8 protein-coding genes are annotated in these 9,673 nt (G+C 71.6%); 7 read left to right on the top strand and 1 reads right to left on the bottom strand.

Translation table 11 applies throughout. From position 1 onward, the window contains the following. Nucleotides 1–50: 50 nt before the first annotated feature. The 7 genes from ACFTZL_RS34460 (at nucleotide 51) to ACFTZL_RS34430 (ending at nucleotide 9,273) form a co-directional block, all read left to right on the top strand. Nucleotides 51–911 (top strand): TrmH family RNA methyltransferase, encoded by an 861-nt coding sequence (locus tag ACFTZL_RS34460; protein WP_382591091.1) that lies wholly within the window; start codon nucleotides 51–53, stop codon nucleotides 909–911. A gap of 91 nt (nucleotides 912–1,002) precedes the next feature. Next, nucleotides 1,003–2,151 (top strand): ATP-binding protein, encoded by a 1,149-nt coding sequence (locus tag ACFTZL_RS34455; RefSeq protein WP_382591088.1) that lies wholly within the window; start codon nucleotides 1,003–1,005, stop codon nucleotides 2,149–2,151. A gap of 131 nt (nucleotides 2,152–2,282) precedes the next feature. Further along, nucleotides 2,283–3,404, top strand: a complete 1,122-nt coding sequence (gene pheS / locus ACFTZL_RS34450) for a phenylalanine--tRNA ligase subunit alpha (protein WP_193480287.1) — start codon at nucleotides 2,283–2,285, stop codon at nucleotides 3,402–3,404. Beyond that, nucleotides 3,404–5,917, top strand: a complete 2,514-nt coding sequence (gene pheT, locus ACFTZL_RS34445) for a phenylalanine--tRNA ligase subunit beta (protein ID WP_382591084.1) — start codon at nucleotides 3,404–3,406, stop codon at nucleotides 5,915–5,917. The genes pheS and pheT overlap by 1 nt, the downstream gene beginning before the upstream one ends. 159 nt (nucleotides 5,918–6,076) lie before the next feature. After that, nucleotides 6,077–7,027, top strand: coding sequence for a PP2C family protein-serine/threonine phosphatase (locus ACFTZL_RS34440; protein ID WP_382591081.1), 951 nt, complete (start codon nucleotides 6,077–6,079; stop codon nucleotides 7,025–7,027). Between the two features lie 253 nt (nucleotides 7,028–7,280). Then, nucleotides 7,281–8,621: a transcriptional regulator gene (locus ACFTZL_RS34435; RefSeq protein WP_382591078.1), complete on the top strand. Its 1,341-nt coding sequence runs from the start codon at nucleotides 7,281–7,283 to the stop codon at nucleotides 8,619–8,621. A gap of 106 nt (nucleotides 8,622–8,727) precedes the next feature. Then, a complete protein-coding gene (locus tag ACFTZL_RS34430) occupies nucleotides 8,728–9,273 on the top strand; it encodes an NUDIX hydrolase (protein WP_189726532.1) in 546 nt (181 codons plus the stop codon). A gap of 12 nt (nucleotides 9,274–9,285) precedes the next feature. Here ACFTZL_RS34430 and ACFTZL_RS34425 read toward each other — a convergent pair whose 3' ends face one another. Next, a complete protein-coding gene (locus tag ACFTZL_RS34425) occupies nucleotides 9,286–9,543 on the bottom strand; it encodes a hypothetical protein (RefSeq protein WP_184597347.1) in 258 nt (85 codons plus the stop codon). Nucleotides 9,544–9,673 lie beyond the last annotated feature (130 nt).

The raw sequence follows: 9,673 nt of genomic DNA, 5'->3' as shown, positions 1-9,673 counted from the left end.
GGCCGAACGGCCTGCGGGTCCTGCTGTGCAGCTACGAGAAAGTGAACACGATGTCCCCCGCCACGCCCGAGCTCATCTCCCCCCGCTCGCCCCGCGTCCTGGCCGCGCGGCGGCTGGCCAAGCGGAACTTCCGGGGGAAGGAGCGGCTGTTCCTCGCGGAGGGACCGCAGGCCGTGCGCGAGGCGGCCGGGCATCGGGCCGGGGACACGGCCACGCTCGTGGAGCTGTTCGCGACGCTGGAGGCCGCCGAGCGGTACGCCGACATCGTGGGGGCGGTCCGGGACGCCGGTGCCCGGGTGCACCTCGCCTCCGAGCAGGTCATCGCCGACGTCTCCACCACCGTCACCCCGCAGGGACTCGTCGGCGTCTGCCGCTTCCTGGACACGCCCTTCGGGGAGGTCCTCGAGGCGCGGCCCCGGCTCGTCGCCCTCCTCGCGAACGTCCGCGACCCCGGCAACGCCGGGACCGTACTGCGCTGCGCCGACGCCGCCGGCGCCGAGGCCGTCGTCCTGACCGACGCCTCCGTCGACGTGTACAACCCCAAGGCCGTCCGCGCCTCCGTCGGTTCCCTGTTCCACCTGCCCGTCGCCGTCGGCGTCCCCGTGGAGCAGGCGGTCGACAGGCTGCGGGCCGCCGGTGTCCGGGTCCTCGCCGCCGACGGGGCGGGTGACCGCGACCTCGACGAGGAGCTCGACAAGGGCACCATGGGCGGGCCGACCGCCTGGGTCTTCGGCAACGAGGCCTGGGGCCTCCCGGAGGAGACCCGCGCCCTCACCGACGCCGTCGTGCGTGTTCCGATCCACGGGAAGGCCGAGAGCCTGAACCTCGCCACCGCCGCCGCCGTATGTCTCTATGCGTCCGCGCGTGCACAGCGCGCCGCCGGAGGGTGCCGTTCCGTCACCGGGAACTAGTAGGGTGACCAGCTCAGGGACCCTCCCCCAAGCTGTCGGCTGCGCTCGAGCAGGGGGGACCCCCATGGAACCTGAGAGGTGGGGAACGGGGATGAGCGTCGGCACGAGCAGCGCACCGGGAGCCCAGGACGCCGGGAACCCGCCCGCGTTCGGGCCGCCCGGTGATCTCGCCGGCCTCGGCATCGACCCCGACCAGTTGCCCGACGGACTCGTCGTCGCCGACGAGCAGGGCCACGTGATCTGCTTCAACGCCGCCGCCCAGCGCATCACCGCGGTCAGCGCCCGGGACGCCCTCGGGCAGCGGCTGGAGAAGGCCCTGCCGTTAGAGGACCTGGAAGGCCGCCGCTGGTGGCAGCTGACCGACCCGTACGGCGGTCTCGCCATCCGCGTCGGACAGCCCGAGCGCAACCTCCTTCTCCCCGGCGGGCGTGAGGTGCTGGTCTCCGCGCGCTACGTCCGCAGCCGGCCCACCGGGCCCGTCCGGCGCCTCGTCGTCACTCTGCGCGACACCGAGGCCCGGCGCCGCACCGAGCGCAGCCACGCCGAGCTGATCGCCACGGTCGCCCACGAACTGCGCTCCCCGCTCACGTCGGTCAAGGGCTTCACCGCCACGCTGCTCGCCAAGTGGGAACGCTTCACCGACGACCAGAAGCGGCTGATGCTGGAGACCGTCGACGCCGACGCCGACCGGGTCACCCGGCTCATCGCCGAGCTGCTCGACATCTCGCGGATCGACTCCGGCCGGCTGGAGGTGCGCCGCCAGCCCGTCGACATCGGCGCGGCCGTAGGACGGCACATCCAGGCCTACGTCGCCGCCGGGCAGGGGGCCGACCGGTTCCTGCTGCGCGTCCAGCAGCCGCTGCCCGATCTGTGGGCCGACCCCGACAAGATCGACCAGGTGCTCAGCAACCTCCTGGAAAATGCCGTGCGGCACGGCGAGGGAACTGTCACGATCGACGTCACGGCCACGGCGTCCCTCCGCGAGGGCGAGTACGCCGAGAACGCAGCCACGTCGGTCACGGTGAGCGACGAGGGGACCGGCATCCCGGAGGAGTCCATGAACCGCGTCTTCACCCGCTTCTGGCGGGGCAGCAAGCGCGGCGGCACCGGCCTCGGGCTCTACATCGTCAAGGGCATCGTCGAGGCCCACGGCGGCACCATCACGGTCGGCCGCGCGCCCGGCGCCGGCGCCGAGTTCCGATTTACGTTGCCCGTGAGCGCTCCGGCCTATCTCGCCTGAGCCGCCCGCGGGCGCATTCGTATACCTCCACCCCGTTAGACTCGGCCATTGGCACCTTTGTGTCCCTTCAGACGGCCGTCCGAGTCGGTGACCGGGGACCTTCAGCCAGCCAATCGGAAGCACGGGAAGAGATGTCGGCACCGAATAAGTCGTACGACCCTGTCGAGGTCGAGACGTTGAAACCGGAAGAGATCGAGCGCATGCGGGACGAGGCGCTCGCCGCCTTCGCCGCCGCGGACTCCCTCGACGCACTCCAGGAGGCCAAGGTCGCCCACACCGGCGGCACCTCCCCGCTGGCCCTCGCCAACCGCGAGATCGGCGCGCTGCCCCCGCACGCCAAGGCGGAGGCCGGCAAGCGCGTCGGCCAGGCACGCGGCGCCGTGAACAAGGGCCTCGCCGCCCGCCAGGCCGAACTCGAGGCCGAGCGGGACACCCGCGTGCTCGTCGAGGAGGCCGTGGACGTCACGCTGCCCCACGACCGCGTACCCGCCGGGGCGCGGCACCCGCTCACCACGTTGTCGGAGCGCATCGAGGACATCTTCGTGGCCATGGGCTACGAGGTCGCCGAGGGGCCCGAGGTCGAGGCCGAGTGGTTCAACTTCGACGCCCTGAACATCGGCCCGGACCACCCGGCCCGCGGCGAGCAGGACACCTTCTTCGTCAAGGGCCCGCAGGGCGGCACCGAGTCCGGCGTCGTGCTGCGTACCCACACCTCGCCCGTGCAGATCCGCTCCCTGCTCGACCGTGAGCTGCCGGTCTACGTGATCTGTCCCGGTGTCGTCTACCGCACCGACGAGCTGGACGCCACGCACACGCCGGTCTTCCGTCAGGTCGAACTGCTGGCGGTCGACGAGGGCCTCACCATGGCCGACCTCAAGGGCACCCTGGACCACATGGTCCAGTCGCTGTTCGGCGAGGGCATGAAGACCCGGCTGCGGCCGAACTTCTTCCCCTTCACCGAGCCGTCCGCCGAGATGGACATGGTCTGCTACGTCTGCCGCGGCGCCTCCGTCGGCAACCCCGACCGCTCCTGCCGCACCTGCTCGTCCGAGGGCTGGATCGAGCTGGGCGGCTGCGGCATGGTCAACCCGCGCGTGCTGCGGGCCTGCGGTGTCGACCCGGAGAAGTACAGCGGTTTCGCCTTCGGGTTCGGCATCGAACGGATGCTGATGTTCCGCCACAACGTCGAAGACATGCGAGACATGGTCGAGGGTGACGTCCGGTTCACCCGGCCGTTCGGGATGGAGATCTGATGCGGGTCCCGCTTTCTTGGCTGCGGGAGTACGTCGACCTGCCGGAGACGGAGACCGGTCGTGACGTGCAGGCCAAGCTGATTTCGGCCGGTCTGGAGGTCGAGACCGTCGAGCAGCTCGGCGCCGACCTCAAGGGCCCCCTGGCCGTGGGCCGGGTGGCGACCATCGAGGAGCTGACGGAGTTCAAGAAGCCGATCCGCTTCTGCACCGTCGACGTCGGCCAGGCCAACGGCACCGGCGAGCCCCAGGAGATCGTCTGCGGCGCCCGCAACTTCGCCGTCGGCGACAAGGTCGTCGTCGCGCTGCCCGGTGCCGTCCTGCCCGGTGACTTCCAGATCGCCGAGCGCAAGACCTACGGCAAGATGTCGCGCGGCATGATCTGCTCCAGCGACGAGCTGAACATGGGCGACGACGGCACCAAGGGCATCATCGTGCTGCCGCCGGAGACCGAGATCGGCAAGGACGCCGTCGAGCTGCTGGAGCTGGTCGACGAGGTCCTGGACATCGCCGTCACCGCCAACCGCGGCGACTGCCTGTCCATCCGCGGCGTCGCCCGCGAGACCGCCATCGCCTACGGCCTGCCGCTGCGCGACCCGGCCCTGCTCGACGTGCCCGGCCCGAACGCGTACGGCTACCCGGTGCGGATCTCCGACCCCACCGGCTGCGACCGCTTCACCGCCCGCACGGTGGCCGGCCTGAGCGCCGAGGCCCGTTCCCCGATCTGGCTGCAGCGCCGGCTGCAGAAGGTCGGCATGCGCCCGATCTCGCTCGCCGTCGACGTCACCAACTACGTGATGATGGAGCTCGGCCAGCCGCTGCACGCCTATGACCGCGGCCTGGTCCAGGGCACCATCGGAGTGCGCCGGGCCGAGCAGGGCGAGAAGCTCACCACTCTCGACGGTGTCGAGCGCACGCTGGGCGCCGAGGACCTGGTGATCACCGACGACCGCGGCCCGATCGGGCTCGCCGGTGTCATGGGCGGCGCCAACACGGAGATCGCCGACCACGACGACGTGGAGAACGCCACGGCCGACGTGGTGATCGAGGCCGCGCACTTCGACGCGGTGTCGATCGCGCGTACGGCCCGCCGGCACAGGCTGTCCTCCGAGGCGTCCCGGCGCTTCGAGCGCGGTGTCGACCCGCAGGCCGCGGCCGCTGCCGCCCAGCGCACCGTCGACCTGCTGGTCCTGCTCGCGGGCGGCACCGCCGAGGCCGGTGTCACCGAGGTACTGGCCCCGACCGCGCCGCACACCATCACCGTCCCGGCCGACCACCCGGACAAGGTCGCGGGCGTCACGTACGGCCGCGAGACCGTCGTACGCCGCCTTCAGCAGGTCGGCTGTGACGTGTACGGGCAGGACGAGCTGATCGTCACCGTGCCGTCCTGGCGGCCCGACCTCACCGACCCGAACGACCTGGCCGAAGAGGTCATCCGCCTGGAGGGCTACGAGAACCTGCCCTCCACGCTGCCCAGGCCGCCGGCCGGCCGTGGCCTGACCCACCGGCAGCGGCTGCACCGCCGCGTCGGCCGGGCCCTGGCCGGTGCCGGGTACGTCGAGGCGCCGAACTACCCGTTCGTCAGCGAGCAGGTCTTCGACCAGCTCGGCCTGGACTCCGACGACCCGGCACGCCGTGTCGTGAAGCTCAGCAACCCGCTGAGCGACGAGGAGCCCGCGCTGCGCACCTCGCTGCTGCCGGGCCTGCTGGGTGCCCTGCGGCGCAACGACGGCCGGGGCTCGCACGATCTCGCGCTGTTCGAGACCGGCCTGGTCTTCCAGCCGCGCGAGGAGCAGCCGACCGCCGCCGTGCTGTCCGTCGACCGCCGCCCGACCGACGAGGAACTCGCCGAGCTGAACGCGGCGCTGCCCGTGCAGCCGCGGCACGCCGCCGTCGTCCTCGCCGGTGCCCGTGAGCAGTCCGGCTGGTGGGGCAAGGGCCGTCCGGCCGACTGGGCCGACGCGGTCGAGTCGGCGCGGAGCGTCGCCCGTGAGGCGGGCGCCGAGCTGATCATCCGCAAGGGGCAGTACGGGCCGTGGCACCCGGGCCGGTGCGCCGAGCTGGCGATCACCGTGGACGGTGCCGAGCGGGTCGTGGGGCACGCGGGCGAGTTGCACCCGCGCGTCGTCAAGGCGCTGGGGCTGCCCGCGCGTACCTGCGCGATGGAGATCGACCTGGACGCGGTGGAGAAGGCCGGCGATGCCACGCTGACGGCGCCGCGGATCTCCGCGTTCCCGGTGGCCACGCAGGATGTCGCTCTGGTCGTCGACGCGGTGGTTCCGGCGACGGAGGTCGAGGACGCTCTGCGTGCCGGGGCCGGGGAGCTGCTGGAGTCGATCCGGCTGTTCGATGTGTACGAGAACGCCGAGCAGTTGGGTGAGGGGCGGAAGTCGCTCGCGTACGCGTTGCGGTTCCGCGCGGTCGACCGGACGCTGACGGTGGATGAGGCGTCGGCGGCTCGGGATGCGGCGGTGGCCCTTGCGGGGGAGCGTGTGGGGGCCGAGTTGCGGAGTTAGCCGGTCGGGCAGGCTCACTCATTTGAGTGGCAAACGTGGGTGAGCCTGCCCTTCCGGGTGTGCTGTGGACAGAATCGGACCGGCCTCTTGAGGCCGGTCCGTCTGTGTGCTGTAAGGGCCTATTGGGGGGCCATCGGCATGATCCGCTTCAGGGGTCGGGTGTGCAGCCTCTCTCTGCCCGGTGCCGTCTTCTTCGTGGTCGGTACCGGGCTGATGCTTCATGTGCGGCGGACGCTGGTGCGTGAGCTGCGGCAGTTGCGCCGGGTCGCGGCTGCCGCGCAGAACGCGGTGCTGCGGCCATTGCCCTCGCGTATCGGCGGGCTGGACGTCGGCGCCGTTCCGTTGTCGGCGGAGCCGGGGGCCGCGATCGGGGGTGACCTGTACGAGGTCGTCGCCACCGAGCACGGCGTGCGGGCTGTGATGGGCGACGTACGCGGGCACGGGATCGGCGCGTTCGGGACCGTCGCCGCCGTGCTCGGCTGTTTCCGCGAGGCCGCGTACGACGAGGAGGACCTCGGCGGGGTGCTGCGCCGGCTGGAACGCGCCCTGGACCGGCATCTGCGCCAGGAGCATCCGGCGAGCGTCGCCGAGGAGTTCGTGACCCTGCTCCTGGTGGAGATCCGCGCCGACGGCGAGATGGTCGCCCTGAACTGCGGGCACCCTTGGCCGTACCGGCTGAGCGGCACGGAGGTGGAACAGCTCGCCCCCGCCGATCCGTACCCGCCGCTGGGAGTGTTTCCCCTGCCGGACGTGTTGTCGACCGTCGGTCTGGGGCATCTCCCGTCCGGCGACGCGCTGTTCCTCTACACGGACGGCGTCCAGGACGCGAGGGACTCGCGTGGCCGGTTCTTCCCCCTGCCGGTCGTGCTGGCGAGCGTCGCACGGGAGGAGTCGCTCGTACCGCAGGCGGTTCTCCGCCGTGTCCGGAGCGCGCTGGTCGATCACACCGATGGCGCCCCGGCCGATGACATCGCCCTGTTGGTCCTGAGGAACGGCGCATGCGTGCCCCCGGGGGCGCGGGGCTGTGTCGATCTGCGGCTCCGCCGCGTGGGCGCGACCAGCCACGACGCACCCGCGGCCGACAACCCACCTCTGACACCACCGCCATAGAACCCATGGCCGGCGATGCCGTCCGCCCCGCCACGGAGTGTCGGGCAGGCGGCTGGGCGGACGGCGAAGGCGGGCCGCCGCACTGTACGAGGGGGAGCCGGCGGCCCGGCCGGCCTCTTGCGAGGCATTTCAGTCAACCGGCCGGCGACTCTGTGCGACAGTGCGCGCACAGCGCGGATTCGAGCACTCCGTTCACACCCCGTGTGAAGGCGGAACCACTAATCTGGCCGCACCGAGCCACCGGGGGGCCCACATGCAGCCCAACACTCTGCTCGACGCGATCCTGGACGAAGCCGGGGTCTCGCACGCGGGGCTGGCCGCACATGTCAACCAGGCGGGACGGGCACGGGGCCTGTCCCTGAGGTACGAACACACCGCCGTCGCCCGGTGGTTGAAGGGGCAGCGCCCCAGGGGCCAGGTGCCCGACCTGATCTGCGAGGTGCTCGCCGCCCGGCTCCAACGGCACGTCACCCTCGACGACATCGGACTCGGCATGCCCGGCGAGCCGTCCGCCCCGCACACCGGTTCGCTGTCCGGGTTCGTCGAGCGGGCCACCGCCCTGTGGCGCTCCGACCAGCAGCAGCGCCCGCACATCCTGGGCGCCCCCGCGCTCACCGGTACGCCCGCCGTCATGCCGGTGTGGGAGTGGGAGAACCCGCCCGAGGATGTGGACGTCTCCCGCGGCGGCAGACACCGGGTCACCGCCGGCGACCTGGAGATGCTGCGGTCGGCCCGGGCCCACTACGAGCAGCTGTACCGCAAGGCCGGGGGCATAGCGACGCGGGCCCGCATCGTCGGCTTCCTCAACGCCGAGGCCGCCCCGCTGCTGCGCGGCAGCTACACCGACGAGACCGGCAGGCAACTCCACCGGGCGACGGGCGGGTTGGTGGCCGTCGCCGGGATCTGTGCCTACGACTCCGACGCCCACGGCCTCGCCCAGCGCTACTTCCACCAGGCGCTGCGGCTCGCGAAGGCCAGCGGGGACCGGGGGCTCGGGGCGTATGTGATCGCCCTGCTCGTCAACCAGTCGCTGTTCATGCGGGAGTACCGGCAGTCCGTCGCCTTCGCGGAGGCCGCGCTGCGGGCCGCCGGCAAGCAGATCACCCCGGCGCTCGCCTCCGACCTGTACGCGATGCAGGCCAAGGCGTACGCGCATCTCGGCGACGGCACCAGTGCCCTGTCCTGCATCCGGCGGGCCGAGCAGTCCGCCGAGCGCATCCGGCGTGGGTACGAGCCCGACGAGACCGGCTATGTCCAGCCGGGGCTGGTCAATGTCCAGGTGGCGGAGGCGCTGCTCAGCCTCGGGGAGATCGCGGCCGCCGGGGAGCATGCCGCTGCCGCCGTCGACAACCCGGCGCACGACCGCGGCCGGGTGCACCGGCTGGCCATGCTGAGCACCATCGAACTGCGGCAGGGCAATGCCGACAAGGCGGTGGCCATCGCCGTGCAGATGGCCGAGCAGGCCCGCGGCATGGAATCCCAGCGGCTGCGGGACCGGCTGCGCGCGGTGCGCGAGCATCTGGTGCGCAGCGGTGGCGCGGGCACGGCCGAGGCCGCCGAACTCATCGACGGGGCGCTGCGCGTACCGTTGTAGATCCGGGGCAGCGGCGCCGCGTCATCCCGAGCGACTTCCTGTGCGCCTGCTGTCCGTACGTCCCTGCTGCGATATTGCCACTTACTCGACGGAAGGTGGCAGAACCGTGCAGTGGACGAAACACAACGAACAAACTGTGTACTCAAACCGCTGGTTCAGCGTCAATCTCGCGGATGTCGAACTACCGGACGGCCGGCACCTCGACCACTTCCTCATACGGCTGCGGCCTGTCGCGGTGGCCACGGTGGTGAACGAGGCCAACGAGGTGCTGCTGCTCTGGCGGCACCGTTTCATCACGGACAGCTGGGGGTGGGAACTCGCGGCGGGCGTCGTCGAGGACGGCGAGGACATCGCCCGCGCGGCCGCCAGGGAACTGGAGGAGGAGACCGGCTGGCGGCCGGGACCCCTGCACCACCTCATGAGCGTGGAGCCGTCCAACGGGCTCACCGACGCCCGGCACCACGTGTACTGGGCCGACGAGGGCGAGTATGTCGGGCATCCCGTGGACGACTTCGAGTCGGACCGCCGGGAATGGGTTCCCCTCAAGCTCGTCCCCGACATGGTCGCCCGCGGCGAGGTCCCGGCCGCCAACATGGCGGCCGCGTTACTTCTGCTGCACCATCTCAGGCTCGGACAGGACGCGTTGCCCTAGGTAGGACAGGGCCTAGCGTCCCAGCGCCTGCCAGATCGCCAGGACGAGGGCACCCACGGCGGTGAGGGCGGCGACCGCGGGCAGCGGCCAGCGCGTGTGCTCGAGCGTGTGGATCCGGGTGTTGAGCTCGTCGATTTCCTTGGCGGTCTCCTCGGTGCGGTGGCTGAGCAGAGCCAGCCCGCCCTCGACGCGGGCGTAGGCCACGTCGAGGCGGCGCCGTAACTCTGCGAGTTCTCCATGAACGACGGGATGCTCGGGATCGGCGGCCACGAGTCCGCTCCTTTCCGTAGTCGTTTCACATCCCTTGCAAGCGCATGTGGAGTCAACTCGCCTGGTGGGCGCCTGGGGAGAGTGTGCGAGGGGCATATGCGAGCCCGGCGCGCACACGGTGTGTGAATAC

This window comes from Streptomyces sp. NPDC056948 (assembly GCF_042674225.1).
Taxonomy (GTDB): domain Bacteria; phylum Actinomycetota; class Actinomycetes; order Streptomycetales; family Streptomycetaceae; genus Streptomyces; species Streptomyces purpurascens.
The sequence above is the reverse complement of the archived record's forward strand: the minus strand, read 5'-3'. Positions and strand labels throughout refer to the sequence as shown.

Bases quoted from the DNA above. Each gene is read 5' to 3' on its own strand.
- ACFTZL_RS34460 (WP_382591091.1), top strand. From the start codon at position 51: ATGTCCCCCGCCACGCCCGAGCTCATCTCCCCCCGCTCGCCCCGCGTC.
- ACFTZL_RS34455 (WP_382591088.1), top strand. From the start codon at position 1,003: ATGAGCGTCGGCACGAGCAGCGCACCGGGAGCCCAGGACGCCGGGAAC.
- pheS (WP_193480287.1), top strand. From the start codon at position 2,283: ATGTCGGCACCGAATAAGTCGTACGACCCTGTCGAGGTCGAGACGTTG.
- pheT (WP_382591084.1), top strand. From the start codon at position 3,404: ATGCGGGTCCCGCTTTCTTGGCTGCGGGAGTACGTCGACCTGCCGGAG.
- ACFTZL_RS34435 (WP_382591078.1), top strand. From the start codon at position 7,281: ATGCAGCCCAACACTCTGCTCGACGCGATCCTGGACGAAGCCGGGGTC.